The sequence below is a fragment of the Corynebacterium sp. CNCTC7651 genome (assembly GCF_021496665.1).
In the GTDB taxonomy this organism is placed as follows: Bacteria; Actinomycetota; Actinomycetes; order Mycobacteriales; family Mycobacteriaceae; genus Corynebacterium.
Genome location: NZ_CP071246.1, coordinates 1828171 through 1849756, shown reverse-complemented (window position 1 = coordinate 1849756; position 21586 = coordinate 1828171). Strand labels below are relative to the sequence as shown.

Genomic DNA, 21586 nt, shown 5'->3' with positions numbered 1-21586 from the left:
CGAGCGCAAAACAAAGGAATATGGCCCTGTGGCGCAGTTGGTTAGCGCGCCGCCCTGTCACGGCGGAGGTCGCGGGTTCAAGTCCCGTCAGGGTCGCAGAATCGTAGAGTCTGTGCGCATGCCGCGCAGCACACGGTTCCGGCTAGATAGCTCAGTCGGTAGAGCACACGCCTGAAAAGTGTGGGGTCGCCAGTTCGATCCTGGCTCTAGCCACAACGAAAACTCCTCACTGCCCAGCGCAGTGAGGAGTTTTTCCGTTTCAGAGACCGAGACACCGGTAGGGTGAGTGCATGTCTGAGAACAACACCAACGTGGCAATCAACGAAGCTAAGCAGCGCTACGAACTATTCGTGGACGGGGAGCTTGCCGGTTTCGCCGATTACAGCGACCTCATCGGCGTGCGCGTCCTGCCGCACACCGTGGTGGACCCGAAGTTCCGGGGCCGGGGCCTGTCCAAGCCGCTGATTAAGTACGCACTGGACGATATTCGCGAGCAGGGCATGGGCGTTGTGCCCATGTGCTCTGCTGTCTCCGCGTTCATTGACGCGAACCCGGAATATCGGGACATGGTGTAACCGGGGCTCAATACCGGGTTAGTACCGGGGCTAAATGATGTAGCTGCCCGGATCGACGTAGCGGTCCGGGTCCACAAGGTGCTTGCGCTCGTCAGAGGCGCGCTCGCGCGCCTTGGCTGGGATGCCAACCGCGATGGAGTTGGCCGGCACGTCCTTGGTCACCACCGCGTTGGCGCCGATGGCGGAGTTTTCTCCGATGGTAATCGGGCCGAGTACCTTCGCGCCCGCGCCGATGGTGACGTTATCCCCAATCGTCGGGTGGCGCTTCGTTTGGGTGAGCACCTGCCCGCCGAGGGTGACGCCGTGGTACAGCATGACGCCGTCGCCGATCTCCGCGGTCTCACCAATCACAATGCCCATGCCGTGGTCGATGAAGAAGCGTCGTCCAATGGTTGCGCCCGGGTGAATCTCAATGCCGGTGAGGAAGCGGTTGAACTGCGCCAGGATGCGTGCCGGAGCCTTCCAGCCCCGGATCCACATGGCGTGGCATGCGCGGTGGATCCAGATGGCGTGGAGGCCGGAGTACACAATCGCGTTCTCCACGTCGCCGCGCGCTGCCGGGTCGTGCGCCCGCGCGTTAGCAAGATCCTCGCGGACGGTGGAGATGATCGAAGCAATCATGCCGGTGAGCTTACATAAGCAACCCCCGCCCTCTGCCGGTTGTATTCGCGCAGCAGGGCGGGGGTTACGGGTTGCTTGGAAGCGACGGGGTTAGTCGCGGATATCGTCGTAAAGCAGGGTGGAAACGTAGCGCTCACCGAAGTCGCACACGACCACGACAATGGTCTTGCCCTCGTTCTCCGGGCGGGACGCAATCTCCAGCGCAGCCTTCAGGTTCGCGCCGGTGGAGATGCCGCCGAGGATCGCGTCCTCGCGGGCGAGCTCGCGGGAGGTAGCGACGGCGTCCTCGTTGGTGACGGTGATGATCTCATCGATGATGGTGCGGTCCAGCGTGCCCGGCACGAAGTTGGCACCCAAGCCCTGGATCTTGTGCGGGCCAGCCTCGCCCTTGCTCAGCAGCGGAGACGCAGCCGGCTCAACAGCGATCGCCTTCAGCTCCGGGTTCTGCTCCTTGAGGTACTTGCCGGCACCGGAGATGGTGCCGCCGGTGCCCACACCCGCAACCAGGAAGTCCACCTGGCCATCGGTGTCAGCCCAGATCTCCGGGCCGGTGGTGGTGTAGTGGATGCGCGGGTTGGCCTCATTCTCAAACTGGCGGGCCAGGATTGCGTTCTCCGTCTCGGCGACAATCTCGTTGGCCTTCTCCACAGCGCCCTTCATGCCGGCAGCGCCCGGGGTGAGCACGATCTCCGCGCCAAATGCGCGCAGCACTACACGACGCTCAATGGACATGGTCTCCGGCATGGTCAGGATGACCTTGTAGCCCTTGGCCGCACCGGCCAAGGCGAGGGCGATACCAGTGTTGCCGGAGGTCGCCTCCACGATGGTGCCGCCGGGCTTCAGGTCGCCGGAAGCCTCAGCAGCCTCGACGATGGCCTTACCGATGCGGTCCTTCACCGAGTTGGCCGGGTTGTAGAACTCCAGCTTTGCCAGCACGCGTGCCTTTGCGCCGTGTGCTTCGGTGATGCCGTGCAGCTCCACCAGCGGGGTGCCGCCGACCAAATCCAGGACGTTGTTAGCAATCTTTGCCATTGAATTCGCTCCTTAGTTTCTCTGGATAGTTTCGGAGTATACACACCAAAACTAGACCGTCCAGTCTTTTGCGAAGAGACTATGCGGTCTCGCATGAGAGCTGGGGGTTTGCTCGAGTGAACGTCGAAAAGCATCTGCCCAAGGGCGGCTCCCCCCGTCCGCTAACCACGGGGGCAGCGCGCGGGTGTAGTGAAACCAACACTGTCGGGCACGCGCGCTTCGGCGAGGGTGAATTTTGCTACCCCCTCCGAGGGGTTATGATCACGTTTTAAGCCCGCTTAGGAAGTACAGCGGGAGGTTGCGGGAAGGCAGAAAGACCCAATGACTGTGGATGCCCAACGGATCAAAGATGACGACGACGCGATCCGCGCCGCCCTCACCGCCCTCAAAACCGCGACCGGGATCCCGGTTGCAATGTACGGCACGCTGTTGGCGGATAACCGTCTGCAAATCACGCAGTGGATCGGTCTGCGCACCCCCGCGCTGCAGAACCTCATCATTGAGCAGGGTGCTGGTGTGGGCGGCCGCGTTGTCACCACTCGCCGCGCCGTGGGTGTCTCCGACTACACGCGAGCAAACGTCATCTCCCACGAATACGACAAGGTGATTCAGGACGAAGGTCTGCACTCTGTGGTTGCTGTTCCCGTCATCGTGCAGCGCGAGATTCGCGGTGTGCTGTATGTGGGTGTGCACTCCACCGTGCGTTTGGGCGACAAGGTGATCGAAGAGGTCACGCTGACCGCCCGCACGCTGGAACAGGACTTGGCAGTGAATTCCGCGATGCGCCGTCTGGACGGCGGGAAAGGCGCCGCGAAGCCTGGCCGGGTAATGAACGGCGCGGAGTGGGAACAGGTGCGCGCCACGCACTCGAAGCTGCGCATGCTGGCCAATCGCGTGGAAGATGAGGCGCTGCGCAAGGAGCTGGAGCAGCTCTGCGATCAGATGGTCTCGCCGGTGCGGGTGAAGCAGTCCACCAAACTTTCCGCACGTGAGCTGGACGTGCTGTCCTGCGTGGCGCTGGGCCACACCAATGTGGAGGCTGCGGAAGAGATGGGCATTGGCGCGGAGACTGTGAAGTCTTACCTGCGCAGCGTGATGCGCAAGCTGGGTGCCCACACCCGCTACGAGGCGGTCAACGCCGCCCGTCGTATCGGCGCGCTGCCTTAAGCTCCCGGCCTCGCCCGCCAACGTCGGTACGCTTGGGGGCGTGAAAGAGAAATTCCTGGTAACCGGCGGCACTCGCCTTGAGGGCGTGGTGAAGGTGGACGGCGCGAAGAACAGCGTGCTCAAGCTCATGGCTGCGGCGCTGTTGGCGGAGGGCACGACAACGTTGCACAACTGCCCCGAGATCCTGGATGTGCCGCTGATGGCGCAGGTGCTGGTGGGTCTTGGCTGCGAGGTTGAGGTGGAGGGTGCCACGGTGCGCATCCACACCCCGGCCGAGGTTTCTCCCAATGCAGATTTTGAGGCCGTGCGCCAGTTCCGCGCCTCTGTCGCCGTGCTTGGGCCCCTGGTTGCGCGTTGCCACGAGGCGCGCGTGGCACTCCCGGGCGGTGACGCGATCGGCTCCCGTCCCCTGGACATGCACCAGACCGGGCTGGAGAAGCTGGGTGCTACCACGCACATCGAGCACGGCGCGGTAGTAGCGGAGGTGGAACAGCTCCGCGGCGCGAACATCAAGCTGGACTTCCCGTCGGTCGGCGCGACGGAGAACATCGTCACCGCTTCCGTGCTTGCCAAGGGGCGCACCGTCCTCGACAACGCCGCCCGTGAGCCGGAGATTGTGGATCTGTGCGACATGCTCTGCGAGATGGGCGCCCAGATCGAGGGTGCCGGCACCTCCACCATCACCATCGACGGCGTGGAGCGGCTCACCCCGACCGAGCACACCGTGGTGGGGGACCGCATTGTGGCCGGCACATGGGCGTACGCCGCGGCGATCACCCGCGGCGACATTACGGTTACCGGCATCGCCCCCCGCCACCTGCACCTGGCACTGAGCAAGCTCAAGCTGGCCGGGGCGAATGTGGAGACCTACGAGCACGGCTTCCGCGTCCGCATGGACCAGCGCCCCAAGGCGGTGGACTACCAGACGCTGCCGTTCCCGGGCTTTCCCACGGATCTGCAGCCGATGGCCATTGCGATCTCCACCGTTGCGGACGGCGTTTCCGTGATCACCGAGAACGTCTTCGAGGCCCGCTTCCGCTTCGTCGACGAGATGCTGCGCCTCGGCGCCGATGCCAACGTTGACGGCCACCACGTTGTCCTGCGAGGTGTTGACCAGCTCAGCTCCACCGATGTCTGGTCCTCCGACATCCGCGCCGGCGCCGGCCTTGTTCTTGCCGGGCTTGTCGCCGACGGCGTGACCACGGTCCACGACGTCTACCACATCGACCGCGGCTACCCATCCTTCGTGGAGCAGCTCACCGCGCTGGGGGCACACATCGAGCGCGTTCAGAGCTAGAGCGCTTTACGACGTTCGTTTGGTCACGTTCATGCTTTCATAAACCCCCGTTGTGCTGGGGGTTTGTGTTGTTGTGGTGGGGTGTGTAACTTAGTTCGAGTCAGCGCGACCGACAACGCCCCGCCGGGACGACATGGTGATCATGGTCTGGTGTGTGAGCGGTTAGGAAAACTACCGCTGACGGAAATACGAAAGCTACTCACAGCGCTCTGATTTGGTTCGGATGTGTTGGGGTGTGCGTGTGTTGTTTGAGAACTCGATAGTGTGCCAATGCATTTTTGTTTGTGGGTTGGTTGTGTGCCTGTGACATGTTGGCTGCATGGTTCCGTGTTTTGCGGGGTGTGTGGTTGGTGTGTGCTGGTGGCTGCGTTCTGAATCCTTTGATGGGGGCGTGGTTGATCGGTTGGGCCATGATTGGTTCACTGACGTTTTTTGCAAAGTTTTTGGTTGGCCCCAAGTTTTTCCTCGTCGGATGTGGGGCCAGCCGTGTTTGCAGTAATTTTAGGAAAACATTTTTTGTAAGCCAGTTCTGCACCGGTTGGTGTGGGGTGGTTTGTTTTGGTTGGGTATTGGGCTTTTCACGGCCTGTTTCTTGACGAAACTTGACACTCTATTTCGGAGTGTTTTTTGTGGAGAGTTTGATCCTGGCTCAGGATGAACGCTGGCGGCGTGCTTAACACATGCAAGTCGAACGGAAAGGCCCCGCTTGCGGGGTGCTCGAGTGGCGAACGGGTGAGTAACACGTGGGTGATCTGCCCTGCACTTTGGGATAAGCCTGGGAAACTGGGTCTAATACCGGATAGGACCATCGTTTAGTGTCGGTGGTGGAAAGATTTTTTGGTGTGGGATGAGCTCGCGGCCTATCAGCTTGTTGGTGGGGTAATGGCCTACCAAGGCGTCGACGGGTAGCCGGCCTGAGAGGGTGTACGGCCACATTGGGACTGAGATACGGCCCAGACTCCTACGGGAGGCAGCAGTGGGGAATATTGCACAATGGGCGCAAGCCTGATGCAGCGACGCCGCGTGGGGGATGACGGCCTTCGGGTTGTAAACTCCTTTCGCCAAGGACGAATTTTGGACGGTACTTGGAGAAGAAGCACCGGCTAACTACGTGCCAGCAGCCGCGGTAATACGTAGGGTGCGAGCGTTGTCCGGAATTACTGGGCGTAAAGAGCTCGTAGGTGGTTTGTCGCGTCGTTTGTGGAATACCGCAGCTTAACTGTGGGGTTGCAGGCGATACGGGCATAACTTGAGTGCTGTAGGGGAGACTGGAATTCCTGGTGTAGCGGTGAAATGCGCAGATATCAGGAGGAACACCGATGGCGAAGGCAGGTCTCTGGGCAGTAACTGACGCTGAGGAGCGAAAGCATGGGGAGCGAACAGGATTAGATACCCTGGTAGTCCATGCCGTAAACGGTGGGCGCTAGGTGTGAGTCCCTTCCACGGGGTTCGTGCCGTAGCTAACGCATTAAGCGCCCCGCCTGGGGAGTACGGCCGCAAGGCTAAAACTCAAAGGAATTGACGGGGGCCCGCACAAGCGGCGGAGCATGTGGATTAATTCGATGCAACGCGAAGAACCTTACCTGGGCTTGACATACACCAGATCGGGCTAGAGATAGTCTTTCCCTTGTGGTTGGTGTACAGGTGGTGCATGGTTGTCGTCAGCTCGTGTCGTGAGATGTTGGGTTAAGTCCCGCAACGAGCGCAACCCTTGTCTTATGTTGCCAGCGGTTTGGCCGGGGACTCATGAGAGACTGCCGGGGTTAACTCGGAGGAAGGTGGGGATGACGTCAAATCATCATGCCCCTTATGTCCAGGGCTTCACACATGCTACAATGGTCGGTACAACGCGCAGCTTCCCTGTGAGGGGGTGCGAATCGCTGAAAGCCGGTCGTAGTTCGGATTGGGGTCTGCAACTCGACCCCATGAAGTCGGAGTCGCTAGTAATCGCAGATCAGCAACGCTGCGGTGAATACGTTCCCGGGCCTTGTACACACCGCCCGTCACGTCATGAAAGTTGGTAACACCCGAAGCCAGTGGCCCAAACGATTTGTGGGGAGCTGTCGAAGGTGGGATCGGCGATTGGGACGAAGTCGTAACAAGGTAGCCGTACCGGAAGGTGCGGCTGGATCACCTCCTTTCTAAGGAGCTTTATGTTTTGTACCCGCAGTTGCGGGTGCCGCACAGTGATTGCTGTGTGGTTGGTGGTTGAGTCGCCGTGTGTGCGGCTGCCACTGTGTTTGTTTGAAAATTTTCCAGGTGGACATGCACCGGCTGGGTTGGATGCCCGGCTCATGGGTGTGGTGCTGGGGATGCAACCTTTTCCCCGTGTGGGGGTCCGCGAACAAAGTGTTGTATGTGTTGGCATGCTGTTGGGTGTCTGGGGCAGCACAGGTGTTGTGTTGTTTCTGTGGCCTGCATGGTTCGCGCTGCTTACCGTTGTGATGGGTGGTGTGGTGTGTGGGTGTGGTGTGTGAGAACTGGAGAGTGGACGCGAGCATCTGACAACATCCGCGTTTGTGCCTTGCACGTGTGTGTGGGGTGTGGGTGTTGTTGTTTTTTCTGTTTTTTTTGTGTGTTTGTTCTTAGTGTGTTGTTTTTATGTAAGGGCGTACGGTGGATGCCTTGGCATGCTGAGCCGATGAAGGACGTGTGAGGCTGCGTTATGCCTCGGGGAGTTGCCAACTAAGCGTTGATCCGAGGATGTCCGAATGGGGAAACCCAGCACCAGTTGTGTGGTGTTACCTGCAGGTGAATGCATAGCCTGTGTGGGGGTTGACGCGGGGAAGTGAAACATCTCAGTACCCGTAGGAGAAGAAAACAATTTGTGATTCCGTGTGTAGTGGCGAGCGATAGCGGATGAGGCTAAACCATGTGCGTGTGATACCTGGCAGGGGTTGCGTGTGTGGGGTTGTGGGGTGCGGCTGTGTGCAGTCTGCCAACTGTGCCGACTTGTGTGCGTGTGTGAGCGGAAGTGCCTGGGATGGTGCACCGGAGTGGGTGATGAGTCCCGTACGCGTATATGCATGTGCTGGTTGTGTCGCAAACCCCGAGTAGCAGCGGGCTCGTGGAATCTGCTGTGAATCTGCCGGGACCACCCGGTAAGCCTAAATACTCAGTGTGACCGATAGTGGATTAAGTACCGTGAGGGAATGGTGAAAAGTACCCCGGGAGGGGAGTGAAAGAGTTCCTGAAACCGTGCGCTTACAATCCGTCAGAGCACCTCAGTGTGTGATGGCGTGCCTTTTGAAGAATGAGCCTGCGAGTCAGCGGCATGTCGCGAGGTTAACCCGTGTGTGGGGTAGTCGTAGCGAAAGCGAATCCGAAATGGGTGTTGTAGTGGCATGTCCTGGACCCGAAGCGGGGTGATCTACCCATGGCCAGTGTGAAGCAGCTGTAAGAGGTTGTGGAGGCGCGAACCCACTTAGGTTGAAAACTGAGGGGATGAGTTGTGGGTAGGGGTGAAAGGCCAATCAAACTCCGTGATAGCTGGTTCTCCCCGAAATGCATTTAGGTGCAGCGTTATGTGAGCTTGCCGGAGGTAGAGCTACTGGTTGGTTGAGCGGGACGATCATCTTAGCAATGTCAGCCAAACTCCGAATGCCGGTTGAAGTGGTGCATAGCAGTGAGACTGTGGGGGATAAGCTTCATAGTCGAGAGGGAAACAGCCCAGATCGCCGGTTAAGGCCCCTAAGGGTGTACTAAGTGGAAAAGGATGTGGGATCGCGAAGACAGCCAGGAGGTTGGCTTAGAAGCAGCCATCCTTGAAAGAGTGCGTAATAGCTCACTGGTCGAGTGGTTTTGCGCCGACAATGTAGTGGGGCTCAAGTACACCGCCGAAACCGCGGCAAGACATTGTCTTGGGTAGGGGAGCGTCGTGTGTGGGGTGAAGCCGTATCGTAAGGGGCGGTGGACTGCATGCGAGTGAGAATGCAGGCATGAGTAACGAGAGATACGTGAGAATCGTATCCGCCGAATGACTAAGGGTTCCTGGGTCAAGTTCGTCTTCCCAGGGTGAGTCGGGTCCTAAGGCGAGGCCGACAGGCGTAGTCGATGGTCAACGGGTTGATATTCCCGTACCCGTGTATGCGCGCCAAATGCTGAAGCGGTGATACTAACCACCCTGAACCACACGGCAAGACGTCTTTGACTTCTACTGTGTGGTGATGCGTGGGGCCTGATCTGTGGTAGGTAAGTGATGGGGTGACGCAGAGTGGTAGCCGCGCCAGTTATTGGATTCTGGTGCAAGCGTGTAGCACGACGCCTTGTTAAATGCGGGCGTCACTAGGTGTGAGGCGTGATGCGTAGCCCAATTGGGTGATGGTGGTGATCCTGTGCTGTCGAGAAAAGCCTCTAGCGATGTGCATGTACGGCCCGTACCCGAAACCGACACAGGTAGTCAGGTAGAGCATACTAAGGCGGTCGGGTGAACTGTGGTTAAGGAACTCGGCAAAATGCCCCCGTAACTTCGGGAGAAGGGGGACCACACCCGGTGATGCCATCTTGCGTGGTTGAGCTGGTGGTGGTCGCAGAGAAGAGAGGGGAGCGACTGTTTATCAAAAACACAGGTCCGTGCGAAGACGATTAAGTTGATGTATACGGACTGACGCCTGCCCGGTGCTGGAAGGTTAAGAGGACCTGTTAGGTAGTGATACCGAAGCGGAGAATTTAAGCCCCAGTAAACGGCGGTGGTAACTATAACCATCCTAAGGTAGCGAAATTCCTTGTCGGGTAAGTTCCGACCTGCACGAATGGCGTAACGACTCCCCTGCTGTCTCAACCACAGGCCCGGTGAAATTGCAGTACGAGTAAAGATGCTCGTTTCGCGCGGCAGGACGAAAAGACCCCGGGACCTTCACTATAGCTTGGTATTGGTGTTCGGTGCGGTTTGTGTAGGATAGGTGGGAGACGTTGATGCATCAACGCCAGTTGGTGTGGAGTCGTTGTTGAAATACCACTCTGACCGTAGTGGATACCTTAACCTTGGCCCATGATCTGGGTTGGGGACAGTGCCTGGTGGGTAGTTTAACTGGGGCGGTTGCCTCCCAAAATGTAACGGAGGCGCCCAAAGGTTCCCTCAGCCTGGTTGGCAATCAGGTGTTTAGAGTGTAAGTGCACAAGGGAGCTTGACTGCGAGACTTACAAGTCGAGCAGGGACGAAAGTCGGGACTAGTGATCCGGCACCTACTTGTGGATGTGGTGTCGCTCAACGGATAAAAGGTACCCCGGGGATAACAGGCTGATCTTCCCCAAGAGTCCATATCGACGGGATGGTTTGGCACCTCGATGTCGGCTCGTCGCATCCTGGGGCTGGAGTAGGTCCCAAGGGTTGGGCTGTTCGCCCATTAAAGCGGCACGCGAGCTGGGTTCAGAACGTCGTGAGACAGTTCGGTCTCTATCCGCCGCGCGCGTTGAAACTTGCAGAAGGCTGTCCCTAGTACGAGAGGACCGGGACGGACGTACCTCTGGTGTGCCAGTTGTTCCGCCAGGAGCATCGCTGGTTAGCTACGTACGGGAGGGATAACCGCTGAAAGCATCTAAGCGGGAAGCCTGTTTTAAGATGAGGTTTCTTTTGAGGTTCCCAGCAGACTACTGGGTTGATAGGCCGGAACTGGACACACAGCAATGTGCGGAGGCGACCGGTACTAATACACCAACAACAAACAACCACCACCAACCAACACCCACTTAGGTCACGGTTCGGTGTCCTGCAAACACACACCAACACGGTGTGCACGCGTCCACTCACCAGTATCTGACACACCACACACCACCCGAGTGCGGGGCCAGACAACTCCACATCAACCAATGTTGCTAACCCCGAAATAGATGTGTCGGTGGTGATAGCGGCGGGGAAACGCCCGGACCCATTCCGAACCCGGAAGCTAAGCCCGCCCGCGCCGATGGTACTGCACCCGGGAGGGTGTGGGAGAGTAGGTTACCGCCGACCCAACAACTTAAAAACAACACCGCTAACCCGGTACCAACCACACGGCACAACGCCACGGTGGTCGGTACCGGGTTTTCGGCATTTTCCCAAAGGAGCCCAGCCCGCGTACCGTGGCTATGTCAACGTCGAACGTCAAACGCCATGCGTCGAGGAAGCGGGAGCGGAAATGGAAGCAGCAGCCAGAGCTGTCGATCTAGTGAAAACCTACGGCCAGGGCGATACGCAAGTGGCTGCGCTGGACGGGGTGAACGTCGCTTTCGAGCGCAACGCGTTCACCGCCATCATGGGGCCCTCCGGCAGCGGCAAATCCACCCTCATGCACACCATGGCAGGGCTGGACTCCTTCACCTCCGGCGAGGCGTACATCGGCGGCACTGCGCTTTCCGGCCTGTCCGATAAAGAGATCACTGAGCTGCGGCGCGACCGCCTCGGCTTTATCTTCCAGTCCTTCAACCTCGTGCCCACCCTTACGGCGGCTGAGAACATCACGCTGCCCACAGACATTGCCGGCGGGAGAATCGACCAAGCGTGGTTCGAAGAGATCACGCAGCGCCTTGGACTGGCTAAGCGCCTCAAACACCGGCCGAGCGAGCTCTCCGGCGGCCAGCAGCAGCGCGTGGCGTGCGCCCGCGCCCTGGTAAGCAAACCCGAGATCATTTTCGGCGATGAGCCGACCGGCAACCTGGACTCCAACGCTGGCAAAGAGGTGTTGAGCATCCTCCGCCACGCGGTCGACCACGACGGCCAAACGGTTGTCATTGTCACCCACGACGCCCGCGCCGCCTCCTACGCGGACCGTGTGGTGTTCCTCCGCGACGGCCAGATCGTGGACGAAATGCTGGACCCCACAATGGATGCCATCCTCCGCGTCATGGCCGGGATCGAGGGGTAACCCGTGGCGGCAGGATCGCAGGCGATGACCAAGGTCTCGCTCCGAAATATTGGCTCGCACAAGCTGCGCCTCGCGCTCACGGTGCTCGCGGTGGTGCTGGGCACAGCGTTCATCGCCGGCTCCATGATGTTCACCAACATGCTGGAGCGCACGTTCGATTCCGCGGTGGCCACCCAGTACAAGAACGCGGACGCTGTCGTGGAGCCGGGGGAGGACTCCAGCGCCGTGCCCGCCGACGTCGCTGAGACCGTCACCAAGATGGACACCGTCGAGCGGGCGAACATCGTCGGTTCCCGGACGGTTGTAGCCGCCACAACGGATGAGGAAGCCATCCAGATGCGCCAGGGCCGGGCGAGTGCCGCCGCGTACTACGGCGCCGAGGACAACGTCGGCCAAGCCCCAGAAATCGTCGACGGCCGCGCACCGGAGCCCGGCCACGATCCTGCCGAGGCCGTCCTTAACGCCAACGGCGCCGCATTTTACGGCATCGAACTCAACCAAGAGCTCATCGTCGTGGATACCCGCGGGCGCCAGCGCTACACCATCACCGGGTTGTACGAGGATGAGGTTGTCCAGGAGACGTCGTTAAGCTTCCTGCTCCCGGAGGCGGACTACCGCGAGTTCTACGTCACGCAGGACACCGTCCCCGGCCTGCTGCTCGCGGGTCCGGAGGGCACGGAGCCCCAGTTGCTTGTCGACGAAATTTCGAACGCCCACCCGGACCTGACGGTGCGGACGGGGGAAGAGGCGGCGGAGGAGACGTCGAAAAGCGTGCGCGAGGCGTTAAGCTTCGTGTCCTACTTCCTCATCGCGTTCGGCCTGGTGGGGCTGCTCGTGGGCACGTTCCTGATCGCGAACACGTTCTCCATGATCGTGGCGCAGCGGACGAAGGAGTTCGCGCTGCTGCGCGCGCTGGGCGCGAGCCGTGGGCAGGTGACGCGTTCCGTGCTGGCGGAGGCGCTGATTGTGGGGCTTATCGGCTCTGCCGTTGGTGTCGCGGCCGGCGCGGGCCTGGTCGCAGTGATCAAGCAGGTCATGGCGCGCTACAACATGCACTTGCCGGCGGGCGGCATCGGTTTCGAGCCGGATACGGCGGTGGTGCCGATTGTGGCCGGCGTGATTGTCACCCTGATCTCCGCGTGGGCGCCGGCGCGGCAAGCCGGCCGTGTGCAGCCGGTCGAAGCGATGCGGGCGAGCGAATCAGCGGCGCCGCAACCGCTGATGAAGCGCACTGTGCCCGGTGCGGTGCTGATCGCGGCCGGTGTCGCCGTCGCGGTGGTGGCGCTTGCGTGGGGCGACGGTGCCACATCGCGCCGCGCGTCCCTGGTCGGCGTGGCTGCGGTTGCGGTGATCGCGGGCATTTTCCTCGCCGGTCCCGCGATGAGTTTGCCGGTGGTGCCGCCGATCGGCCGGCTCATCGGCGCGCCGTTTGGCACGGTGGGTCGCCTCGCCTCCACGAACACGCAGCGCAACCCGCGCCGCACGTCCGCAACGGCGTTCGCGCTCATGCTGGGCATTGCGCTGGTGACCATCATCGGCATGCTTGGCGCGTCGATGAAATATTCCGTGGACACGGTTGCGGAGAACGAGGTCAGCGCCGAATACGTTCTCGCCGGGCCGGACATGGCGGCGTTCCCGATTCCGAAGGACCTGATGGAGCGGCTGCCGGAGGTGGACGGCGTCGGCGCGGTGGCGGCGTACACCGAGGCCGCGATTACCGTCGACGGCGAGTACAGCGCCCAGCTCGGCGACTTCGGCTCCACGACGGTGCTGTACGGCGACCCGGGCAACCTCATCTCGCTGGACATGGCGGAGGGGTCCTCCTCCCTCGAGGGCAACACCGTCATCGCGCCGCGCGCGTGGGCGCAGGAGCGCGGCTGGCAGGTCGGCGACACGGTGACCCTCGCCGCGCCAGGGATCACGCCCATGACGGTGGAGGCGACTGTGGGCGGCATCTTCGAAGAGTCCTCCATGCTGCCCGCGGTGGTGGTGAGCGCGGACGCGGTGGGCGAGGTCCTGCCGCCAAACTCCGCCAACATCATCATGCTGGGCGTGGTTGGTGACGGTTCCGTGAGCACCGCGCAGCTGCGCGAAAACCTCGAAGCTGAGGTCAAGCCCGACATCGTGGTGCAGATCAAGAGCAAGGACGACATCTCCGGCGAGGTGCTGGACCTCATCGACCAGATGCTGTTCATCCTGTACGCGCTGCTCTCACTCGCGGTGGTGATTGCGGTGCTGGGCATCGTGAATACGCTGACGCTCTCGGTGATCGAGCGCCGCCAGGAGATCGGCATGCTGCGCGCAGTGGGCACGCACCGCCGCCAAGTGCGCATCATGATCATCCTGGAATCCGTGCAGATGGCGTTCTTCGGCGCAGTGCTGGGCGTGCTTCTGGGGTTGGGCCTGGGCTGGTCCTTCCTGACCGTCCTGGCAAACCAAGGGTTGGAGAAGATCGTGATCCCGTGGGGCCTGGTCGGCTGGATGTTGGGCGGCAGCGTGGTGGTGGGCATCATCGCAGCCCTCTGGCCCGCAGGCCGCGCCGCGAAGACGCCGCCACTGGACGCGATCGCGGACTAGCGCCCGCCTAGCGCGGCGCCCACATCATGCCGAAACCGGCGCTGGCCACACCGATCGCGGCCGTGGCCAGCACGTATTTCGTCGCCTCCGCGTAATCCTTCTTCTTGATCAGCTCGCCGACTTCGCGGGCGAGCGTAGAAAACGTCGATAAGCTGCCCGCAAAGCCCGCGCCGACCGCGATCTGCCACATCGCCGGCCCCATGGCAACGAAGCCCAGCACGCCCGCCGCCGCGACGTTGGCCGCGAACGTTGCCGCCCGCGGGTTGGGGATCAGCCGCGTGAGCCACCAGCGCAGCACGCCACCCGCGAAGCCGCCGGCGAACACCGCGGCGACGCCCACCAGCAGCACTTGTACGTTAAGCATTCGCCCGCCCCCTCGCCGCGTCTCCTGCGATCCACGCCGCGACGTTCACCGCGAAACTCAAGGCCAGCACAAGCAGGGCCCCGCTTATCGACGATTGCAACGCCGCAAACGCCACCGCCGAATACGTGGTCAAGCCCCCGAGGAACCCGGTACCCCATAGCGGGCCGGGCTTGAACCACCCCATGGCGAAGCAGCCGGCGGCGTTGATGGCGAAGGTGAGTGCCAGCGCCGCGAGCGAACCGGGGGCGGCGCCGAGGAGCACGAACCAGCGGGTCAGCGCCCCGAGGCCAGCGCCGACGCCGACGGCGAGGGCAGTGGAGAAAGGATCTGTACGCACACCAGCGCAGTGTAGTTCGGCGCACCCGTGGCGCAATTGCCGCCGCGCGCCCACAATGGGAGGTGAACCGCACCCGCCCCCACTGGAAGTGAAGGAGCCCGACATGGCACACGAGCGCGCCGGCCAGCCCGCCCGCCCCGAAGACCTGATCGACATCGCCGAACTGGTCACCGCCTACTACACCCGCGACATTGATCCGCAGGCCCCGGAGCAGCAGGTGGCCTTCGGCACCTCCGGCCACCGCGGCTCCTCCCTGGACAACGCGTTCAACGAGCCGCACATTCTGGCCACCACGCAGGCGATTGTGGATTACCGCCGCGGCCAGAACATCGGCGGGCCGGTGTACATCGGCCGCGACACCCACGCGCTGTCTGAGCCGGCGATGGTCTCCGCGTCGAGGTGCTGATTGCCAACGACGTCCACGTTCTCGTGGACGCGGAAGGCCGCTACACGCCGACGCCGGCCGTCTCCCACGCCATCCTCTCCCACAACGCCCAGCTTGCGGGCGGGGTGACGGGCACCGATGCCGCGCGTGCCGACGGCATTGTGATCACCCCATCACACAACCCGCCGCGCGACGGCGGCTTCAAGTACAACCCGCCGAACGGCGGCCCGGCCGGCACGGACGCGACCGACTGGATCGCGGCGCGCGCCAACGAGTACCTGGCGAACGGCCTCGAGGGCGTGAAGCGCGTGCCGGTTGCGGGCGTGCTGGATGCCCGCGCGGAGAAGTTCGACTTCAAGGGCCGCTACGTGGCGGACCTGGTCAACGTGGTGGACATCGACGCGATCCGCGGCTCCGACCTGTCCATCGGCGCGGACCCGATGGGTGGCGCGTCCGTGGACTACTGGGGTGCGATCGCGGAGACCCACGGGCTGAACCTGACCGTGGTCAACCCGGAGGTGGACGCCACCTGGCGGTTTATGACCTTGGACACCGACGGCAAGATCCGCATGGACTGCTCCTCGCCGAACTCCATGGCATCTTTGGTGCACAACCGCGATAAGTACTCCATCGCCACGGGCAACGATGCGGACGCGGACCGCCACGGCATTGTCACCCCGGACGCCGGGCTGATGAACCCGAACCACTACCTCGCCGTGGCCATCGAGTACCTGTTCAGCCACCGCGACGGCTGGGCACCCGGCACCGCCGTGGGCAAGACTCTCGTGTCCTCCTCCATGATCGACCGCGTGGTCGCCTCCCTCGGCCGCGAGCTGGTGGAGGTGCCCGTGGGCTTCAAGTGGTTCGTGCCCGGGCTTATCGACGGCACCATCGGATTCGGCGGCGAAGAGTCCGCCGGCGCCTCCTTCCTGCGCAAGGACGGTACCGTGTGGTCCACCGACAAGGACGGCATCATCCTGGACCTCCTCGCCTCCGAGATCACCGCGGTGACCGGCAAGACGCCGTCGCAGCGTTACGCAGAGCTCGAGGCGCAGTTCGGCGCGCCTGCCTACGCACGCATCGACGCACCCGCGAACCGCGAGCAGAAGGCCACGCTCAAGGCCCTGTCGCCCGAGCAGGTTGCTGCGGATGAGCTGGCGGGCGAAGTGATCGTCGCAAAGCTCACGGAAGCCCCCGGCAACGGTGCCGCGATCGGCGGCCTGAAGGTGACCACGGAGAACGCCTGGTTCGCCGCGCGTCCCTCCGGCACCGAGGACAAGTACAAGATCTACGCCGAGTCCTTCAAGGGCCCGGAGCACCTCAAGCAGGTGCAGGACGAGGCTGTGGCGCTGGTCTCAGAGGTGCTGGGGCAGTAGCGCTCATGCGCTAGGGTCGATCGGGTGACAACGAAAACCGCGGGATCGACCGCTGCCCAGCCACGGGATGCGCAGGCCACGACGGGGCTGGTGCTGGACATCGCGTCCGCGCTCGCCCGCTTCGGGCTGGCGTTCATGTGGATCTACTCCGGCTACACCAAGCTCGGGGCGCACCTGGACGTGACCAAATCCATCGAGGCGTACGAGATTTTCACCCCGTACTGGTCCGACCTGCTCGCGCGCGTGATCGGCCCGCTGGAGATCGCCGGCGGGCTGCTCCTGCTGCTGGGGATCAAACTGCGCTGGGCCGGGGCCGTGAGCATCGCCGTGCTGGCGATGTTCATCATGGGCCTGTACAGCGTGTACAGCCGCGGTCTGGTCATCGACTGCGGCTGCTTCAACCCGAACGCCTCGGGCGACGCGGAGTCCGGGGACATTCTCCGCGCGCTGTGGCGCGACGTGTTCCTCCTCGCTGTGACCGGGTTCATGGTGTGGCGACCGTTTAAGAAGTTCGCCATCTACCCCTAGAATTGCTATCCGGCACTCAAACTGGACGTCAAGGAGACACCGTGACCACTCGCAAGGTGCAGAACCCGAACAGCAAGGGCAACACCGCGTTCCTCTGGGCAGTAATCGCCGTGCTGGCCATCGCCGCACTGGTTATCGGCCTGATTGTGAACAACGGCCGCAACAACCAGAAAGCCGCCGCGGAGGCGGAAATGGTGAAGATGGACGGCATCAACGTCACCTGGAACGAGGGCGAAGACACCATCCACCTCGCCGGCGCGAACCCGAAGGCGGACGCGAACGAGGGCGACCTGTTCGAAGACTTCTCCTGCTCCTACTGCGCGAAATACCACATTGCTACCGACGCGGACATGCTCGAGCTGGTCAAGGACGGCGACATCACCATGAACCTGCGCATGATGGTGGGCCAGGACCGCGGCACGGTGGGCCACTCCACCAAGTCCACCGCGGCGTTCCTCGCGCTGCTGGCGCACGGCGACGTGGATGCAGCGTTCACGCTGCGCAACTACCTGTACGAGAACCAGCAGCAGGTGTACAACAACGTAGACGAGACCAAGCTGGCGGATCTGGCGAAGAGCTACGGCGCCTCCAACGCTGCGCTGCAGGATATCCGCGATGCCAAGTACATCGACGCGGCCATGAAGATGAGCGGCGACAACGCCAAGCTGCAGCAGGACACCTCTGGTGAGGCGTGGACCCCGCGCGTGCTGATTGACGGCGAGGACCTCTACGCGGACGGCAACCTGACCGAGACCTGGCCTGCCGATCTGGCCGCGCGCTAGGGGATTTGGTCGGCGGGGTGCCCGCCGGTATATTGAGCGGAGTTGTTTTCCAGCCGGTGACGGCGGGAATACACCCGCATCGGGGCTATGGCGCAGCTGGTAGCGCACCACACTGGCAGTGTGGGGGTCACGGGTTCGAATCCCGTTAGCTCCACTCCACAACTCCATATTTTCCGCCGGGACCCCAGGTTCCGGTTCGGGGCTATGGCGCAGCTGGTAGCGCACCACACTGGCAGTGTGGGGGTCACGGGTTCGAATCCCGTTAGCTCCACCATGCAGGACCGCACGTACCGCATTCACCGCACCCCGGTGGGGGAGGTACTGAGCGTGTCCACACCGCGCGGGCTGGTTCGAATCGAGCTGGATCCCGCGCGGTTTTCGCTTGTCCAGGCTGGGTGCTCGGCTGAGGGCGGGGAAGGGGACGTCGGCACGCAACTGGCGCAATACTTCGCCGGGGAGCGCCGGGCGTTTGAGCTCGCGCTGGATTGGGGTGCGCGCGAGGGGTTTCGGCTGCGCGCGCAGCAGGCGCTGCTGGAGATTCCGTACGGAGAGACCGCGACGTACTCGCAGCTCGCGGCCCTGGCCGGCAATCCGCGCGCGGTGCGTGCCGCGGGGACGGCGTGCGCGACCAACCCGCTACCCATCGTTGTGCCGTGCCACCGGGTGGTGCGTGCGGACGGCACCGTGGGCAACTACGCCGGCGGCCCCGCGATGAAGCGGTTCCTACTTGAATTGGAGGCTCGACATGGCTGAAACGTTTCTCAAGCGCGGCTCCGGCCCGGGTTCCGCCGCCGCGGAGGCACACGGGTTGCGGTGGCTGCGCGAGGGTTCCGCCGCGGTGGTCAAGGTGCTCTCGCTTGACGACGCTTCAAATACCCTCACCATCGAACACGTCACCACCACGCGCCCCACTGCGGAGGCTGCCCGCGCGGCGGGCCGAGAGCTGGCCGCGATCCACGCGCAGGGTGCGGCGGCGTTCGGTGCACCGCCGGAGGGGTGGGACGGGCCGAACTACATCGGCCGCGCGCCCCAAGAATGCACGCCGACTGAGCGGTGGGCCGAGTTCTACGTCGGGCAGCGCGTGCTGCCGTTCGCGGAGAAGGCGGCCGCGGCAGGGAACCTGAGCGAGCGCGGCTTGGCGACGGTGCGACGCGCCTGCGACGCGCTGCTCGCGGAAGACGAGGACGCCCCGCTCGCCCGTATCCACGGCGACCTGTGGTCCGGCAACCTACTCTTTGGCGTCGACGGCCCGCGGTTCATCGACCCCGCCGCGCACGGCGGCCACCCGCTGACGGACATCGCGATGCTGGAACTCTTCGGCGCGCCGTACTTCGAGGAAATCGTGGAGGGCTACCTGGCCGCTGGCGGGGACCTTGGCCCCGGCGCGGATGGCCGCGGTGTTAGCGCTGGCTCCGGCCCCGGCGGCTGGCGCGAGCGCATCCCCGCGCACCAGCTCCACCCGCTTGCCGTCCACGCGTTCACGCACGGCCCGAGCTACGGCTCCGCGCTGGTTCGCGCCGCCGAAGCCACACTCAGCGCATTGGGGGAGCGCTAGCGCCACCAGGTCTCGGCCGGGCCGGGCGGCAGGTGCCGCTTGTGCTGGCCCACGCGCCACAGGTGCTCCAGGCGCTCGCGAGCGGCCTCGGGCACGTCCTTGCCCTCGAGATAATCGTCGATCTCGGCATACGTCACGCCCAGCGCCTCCTCATCCGGCAGCGCCGGACGATCTTCCTCGAGATCGGCGGTGGGGGTCTTCTCAAACAAGCGTCGATTAGCGCCCAAGTGCTCCAGCATCTGCGCGCCCTGCCGCTTGTTCAGCCCGGCGAGCGGCACAAGGTCCGCCGCGCCGTCGCCGAACTTGGTGAAAAAGCCGGTGATGTTCTCCGCTGCGTGGTCCGTGCCCACGACCAGCAGGCCGCGCTCGCCCGCAATCGCGTACTGCGCCACCATGCGCAGCCGCGCCTTGACGTTGCCCTTGTTGAAATCCCCCAGCTTCGGCTTGCCCAGCTCGGCCGCGACGGCCCGGTCCACCGCGTCCGTCGCCGGCTTGATGTCCACGGTCACCGTCTGGTCCGGCTGGATGAACTGCAGCGCGAGCTGCGCGTCCTCCTCATCCGCCTGCACCCCGTGCGGCAGGCGGACCGCGACAAACTCCGCCTCCGCCCCCTGGGCACGACGCTTTTCGACGGCCACTTGCGCCAGCCTCCCTGCCAACGTCGAGTCCTGCCCTCCGGAAATGCCCAGGACATACCCCTTGGCGCCGGACGTTTCCAAGTAATCGACGAGGAAGTCAACGCGCGCGGCAACCTCCGCCGCGGGATCGATGCTCGGCTTCACCCCGAGGGCGTTGATGATGTGGGCTTGGGTAGTTGGGTGCTGGGTGGTTGGTTCCGGGGTGCTGTGTTCCGGGGTGCTCTGTTCCTGCATGCCAGCCATGCTAGCCGGGTTGGTGCTGGCTAAAGTCGCAGGTTTGGAGCCGGGGAGGGGGGCGTGTAGCATGTATCGACGTGTCGCGACCCGGCGTGCCCGCCGCGTGTCGCTTGAATGAATCCGAGTAGAAAGGAGCGCCCGATGAAGGTCCGCAAGTCGCTTCGGTCGCTGAAGAACAAGCCGGGCGCTCAGGTTGTGCGCCGCCACGGCAAGGTGTACGTGATCAACAAGAAGGATCCGCGCTTCAAGGCCCGCCAGGGCTAGTCGGCGACCGCCGAACGCGTACCCGCCTCGCGATGGTGTCATGCCATCCGGGGCGGGTTTTCGCTTTCTCAGGAACATTTAATCCCACCGTTGTAAGCTTCGGTGCATTCGGGTGGACTACATGTGGGTAATTTCCTGTGCGTATCCTGCAATTACACTGGTGTAACTACTACATATAGTGTTGGTTGCCGAATATTTCCCCAAGGTATAGTGTCTCTGGTGTGCAGCCGAGGGGATCGGCGCAATCTGAAAAGTCCGGGGGAACCGCCACCCGAACTAGCTAATAGGAAGGCCGGAGAAGTTATGTCCATCACCGTTTACACCAAGCCCGCTTGCCAGCAGTGCCGCGCGACCACCCGCGCCCTGGACAAGGCTGGCCTGGAGTACAACCTTGTAGACATTTCCCTGGACGACAGCGCTCGCGACTATGTCATGGCGCTCGGCCACCTGCAGGCGCCCGTGGTTGAGGTAGACGGCGAGCACTGGTCCGGCTTCCGCCCGGACCGTATCCGCGGCCTTGCTGCGGCGTAGCCCGCGCTGAACCCTCGCCGAGTTTTGCGCCATGCTGGTCGTCTATTTTTCCTCCGCAACCGAGAACACGAAGCGGTTCGTAGAAAAACTCGGCCTCCCCGCCAAGCGTATTCCGCTGAAGCGCGGTGACGGGGATTTGGTGGTGGAGGAGCCGTACGTGCTCATTTGCCCCACGTACGGCGGCGGCGCCTCCACCACGCAGCAGCATTCCCGCCCGGTACCGCCCCAGGTGATCCGGTTCCTGAACAACGAGCACAACCGCGGCCTCATCCGCGGCGTGATCGCAGCCGGCAACGCCAACTTCGGGGCGGATTTTTGCCGCGCTGGGGACGTTATCGCCGCGAAATGCGGCGTGCCGTACCTGTACCGCTTCGAGCTCATGGGCGGCGCGGACGACGTGCAGCGCGTCCGCCAGCAACTTCTCACCCACGCGGAGCGCCTCGGCCTCGCCCCCGCCGGGGGTACGCCCGCGCTCGCT

The 21586-nt window shown here is 63.0% G+C and carries 16 protein-coding genes, 4 tRNA genes, 3 rRNA genes and 2 pseudogenes; 20 read left to right on the top strand and 5 right to left on the bottom strand.

The genetic code is table 11. The features are described from left to right. The first annotated feature begins 22 nt into the window (after positions 1–22). The 3 genes from JZY91_RS08995 to JZY91_RS08985 all read left to right on the top strand — a co-directional run bounded on the left by JZY91_RS08995 (position 23) and on the right by JZY91_RS08985 (position 575). Positions 23–96: transfer RNA gene (locus JZY91_RS08995), tRNA-Asp, on the top strand. A gap of 44 nt (positions 97–140) precedes the next feature. Continuing rightward, a tRNA-Phe gene (locus JZY91_RS08990) sits at positions 141–213 on the top strand. A gap of 77 nt (positions 214–290) precedes the next feature. Beyond that, positions 291–575 (top strand): GNAT family N-acetyltransferase, encoded by a 285-nt coding sequence (locus JZY91_RS08985; protein WP_234947559.1) that lies wholly within the window; start codon positions 291–293, stop codon positions 573–575. A gap of 30 nt (positions 576–605) precedes the next feature. Here JZY91_RS08985 and epsC read toward each other — a convergent pair whose 3' ends face one another. Beyond that, a complete protein-coding gene (epsC, locus tag JZY91_RS08980) occupies positions 606–1196 on the bottom strand; it encodes a serine O-acetyltransferase EpsC (RefSeq protein ID WP_370639212.1) in 591 nt (196 codons plus the stop codon). A gap of 90 nt (positions 1197–1286) precedes the next feature. Beyond that, positions 1287–2228, bottom strand: coding sequence for a cysteine synthase A (gene cysK / locus JZY91_RS08975; protein ID WP_234947558.1), 942 nt, complete (start codon positions 2226–2228; stop codon positions 1287–1289). Positions 2229–2555: 327 nt separating this feature from the next. Between cysK and ramA the strand changes: the two genes are divergently transcribed. From ramA to JZY91_RS08940, 7 genes are all read left to right on the top strand, one after another. Continuing rightward, positions 2556–3395 (top strand): acetate metabolism transcriptional regulator RamA, encoded by an 840-nt coding sequence (gene ramA / locus JZY91_RS08970; RefSeq protein WP_234949112.1) that lies wholly within the window; start codon positions 2556–2558, stop codon positions 3393–3395. A 40-nt stretch (positions 3396–3435) separates the two neighbouring features. After that, complete coding sequence (murA, locus tag JZY91_RS08965) at positions 3436–4692, top strand: UDP-N-acetylglucosamine 1-carboxyvinyltransferase (protein WP_234947557.1); 1257 nt, start codon at positions 3436–3438, stop codon at positions 4690–4692. Between the two features lie 626 nt (positions 4693–5318). Beyond that, positions 5319–6833 (top strand): 16S ribosomal RNA (locus JZY91_RS08960). A 451-nt stretch (positions 6834–7284) separates the two neighbouring features. Continuing rightward, positions 7285–10362: ribosomal RNA gene (locus tag JZY91_RS08955) — 23S ribosomal RNA — on the top strand. Between the two features lie 163 nt (positions 10363–10525). Then, a 5S ribosomal RNA gene (gene rrf / locus JZY91_RS08950) occupies positions 10526–10642 on the top strand. Together the 16S, 23S and 5S rRNA genes form the textbook arrangement of a ribosomal RNA operon. 166 nt (positions 10643–10808) lie before the next feature. After that, positions 10809–11534: an ABC transporter ATP-binding protein gene (locus JZY91_RS08945; RefSeq protein ID WP_234947556.1), complete on the top strand. Its 726-nt coding sequence runs from the start codon at positions 10809–10811 to the stop codon at positions 11532–11534. A gap of 3 nt (positions 11535–11537) precedes the next feature. Further along, positions 11538–14111, top strand: coding sequence for an ABC transporter permease (locus JZY91_RS08940; protein WP_370639211.1), 2574 nt, complete (start codon positions 11538–11540; stop codon positions 14109–14111). 7 nt (positions 14112–14118) lie between these two features. On the opposite strand, the gene JZY91_RS08935 is transcribed toward JZY91_RS08940, so the two are convergent. Together JZY91_RS08935 and JZY91_RS08930 are read right to left on the bottom strand one after the other, a co-directional pair. Further along, positions 14119–14475, bottom strand: a complete 357-nt coding sequence (locus tag JZY91_RS08935; RefSeq protein ID WP_234947555.1) for a CrcB family protein — start codon at positions 14473–14475, stop codon at positions 14119–14121. Next, positions 14468–14812 carry a CrcB family protein gene (locus JZY91_RS08930; protein WP_234947554.1) on the bottom strand — a complete coding sequence of 115 codons (345 nt, stop codon included), beginning with the start codon at positions 14810–14812 and terminating at the stop codon, positions 14468–14470. The genes JZY91_RS08935 and JZY91_RS08930 overlap by 8 nt, the downstream gene beginning before the upstream one ends. Before the next feature lie 103 nt (positions 14813–14915). On the opposite strand from JZY91_RS08930, the pseudogene pgm reads away from it, so the two are divergent. The 7 genes and pseudogenes from pgm (at position 14916) to JZY91_RS08895 (ending at position 19438) form a co-directional block, all read left to right on the top strand. Then, a pseudogene (pgm, locus tag JZY91_RS08925) lies at positions 14916–16573 on the top strand (phosphoglucomutase (alpha-D-glucose-1,6-bisphosphate-dependent)). Between the two features lie 24 nt (positions 16574–16597). Next, positions 16598–17101: a MauE/DoxX family redox-associated membrane protein gene (locus tag JZY91_RS08920; RefSeq protein ID WP_350354525.1), complete on the top strand. Its 504-nt coding sequence runs from the start codon at positions 16598–16600 to the stop codon at positions 17099–17101. A gap of 41 nt (positions 17102–17142) precedes the next feature. Then, entirely contained in the window at positions 17143–17883 is a 741-nt protein-coding gene (locus JZY91_RS08915) for a thioredoxin domain-containing protein (protein ID WP_234947553.1), read from the top strand. 81 nt (positions 17884–17964) lie between these two features. Further along, positions 17965–18037: transfer RNA gene (locus JZY91_RS08910), tRNA-Ala, on the top strand. Positions 18038–18081: 44 nt separating this feature from the next. Continuing rightward, positions 18082–18157: transfer RNA gene (locus JZY91_RS08905), tRNA-Ala, on the top strand. Continuing rightward, the gene (locus tag JZY91_RS08900) at positions 18157–18636 is read left to right on the top strand and encodes a methylated-DNA--[protein]-cysteine S-methyltransferase (RefSeq protein ID WP_234947552.1); all 480 of its coding nucleotides are present in this window, start codon (positions 18157–18159) and stop codon (positions 18634–18636) included. Before JZY91_RS08905 ends, JZY91_RS08900 begins: the two co-directional genes overlap by 1 nt. Then, positions 18629–19438, top strand: a complete 810-nt coding sequence (locus tag JZY91_RS08895; RefSeq protein WP_234947551.1) for a fructosamine kinase family protein — start codon at positions 18629–18631, stop codon at positions 19436–19438. The genes JZY91_RS08900 and JZY91_RS08895 overlap by 8 nt, the downstream gene beginning before the upstream one ends. On the opposite strand, the gene nadE is transcribed toward JZY91_RS08895, so the two are convergent. After that, on the bottom strand, positions 19435–20310 hold the full coding sequence (gene nadE / locus JZY91_RS08890) for an ammonia-dependent NAD(+) synthetase (protein WP_234947550.1): 876 nt from the start codon (positions 20308–20310) through the stop codon (positions 19435–19437). The two genes, JZY91_RS08895 and nadE, sit on opposite strands and share 4 nt — an antisense overlap. A 144-nt stretch (positions 20311–20454) precedes the next feature. Here nadE and ykgO point away from each other — a divergent pair, with 144 nt between their 5' ends. From ykgO to nrdI, 3 genes and pseudogenes are all read left to right on the top strand, one after another. Then, positions 20455–20577: a type B 50S ribosomal protein L36 gene (gene ykgO / locus JZY91_RS08885; protein WP_005288826.1), complete on the top strand. Its 123-nt coding sequence runs from the start codon at positions 20455–20457 to the stop codon at positions 20575–20577. Between the two features lie 303 nt (positions 20578–20880). After that, entirely contained in the window at positions 20881–21108 is a 228-nt protein-coding gene (gene nrdH / locus JZY91_RS08880) for a glutaredoxin-like protein NrdH (RefSeq protein ID WP_234947549.1), read from the top strand. A 31-nt stretch (positions 21109–21139) separates the two neighbouring features. Beyond that, a pseudogene (nrdI, locus tag JZY91_RS08875) lies at positions 21140–21562 on the top strand (class Ib ribonucleoside-diphosphate reductase assembly flavoprotein NrdI); the annotation flags it as partial. Positions 21563–21586: the final 24 nt, after the last annotated feature.